Below are 628 nucleotides of genomic sequence, written 5' to 3' on the forward strand. Positions count from 1 at the left end.
CGCGATCCACCGCCTGGTGCCGTGGTTCATCCTCGCCTTCCTTGCGCTCGCGGGCCTTCGCTCGGCCGGGCTGGTCCCGCAGGTTGCGCTCGCGCCGATGTCGGAGACCGCCAACGTGCTGACCGTGGTCTCGATGGCGGCGCTCGGCCTCGGGGTCGACGTGCGCAGCGTCGCCAAGGCCGGGGCGCGGGTGACCTTCGCGGTGGTCGCCTCGCTCCTCGCCCTCGGCGCCGTCAGCCTCGGCCTGATCCACGTGCTCGGCCTCGTCTGATCCGCGCTATGGCATCGATCCGAATTCTTGATGAAAGAACTGCCGTGACACGTTCGTCCCAATCTTCGTCCGAGGCGGTTGCGCAGGCGACGGGATGGTTGATGGGGCCGGGTCGCGAAGCGGCGGACGCGGCAGCCCTTCTCGACGGGTTCAGCGCGTGCCTCTCGGGGCTCGGCCTGCCACTGGCCCGCGCCACCACCCACGCGCCGACCCTGCATCCGTCGTTCCGGTGGGTGATGCGCGTCTGGCATCCAGGAGCGTCGAGCCTAGCCCTGCGTCGCCGCCACGGCATCGAGGGCACGCCGACCTTTCACGGCAACACCGTCGAGCACGTGGTCGAGACCCGTACCCCGTTCC

Annotated in this window: 1 protein-coding gene and 1 pseudogene; both read left to right on the top strand. The window is 70.4% G+C overall.

The window, feature by feature from the left end; genetic code table 11:
• Window positions 1-271 (top strand): putative sulfate exporter family transporter (locus FV222_RS28525; protein ID WP_147816475.1); only part of this gene is annotated, 271 nt, incomplete at its 5' end.
• Between the two features lie 44 nt (window positions 272-315).
• A pseudogene (locus tag FV222_RS28530) lies at window positions 316-628 on the top strand (hypothetical protein); the annotation flags it as partial.

It is taken from the genome of Methylobacterium sp. WL103 (assembly GCF_008039885.1).
GTDB lineage: Bacteria > Pseudomonadota > Alphaproteobacteria > Rhizobiales > Beijerinckiaceae > Methylobacterium > Methylobacterium cerastii.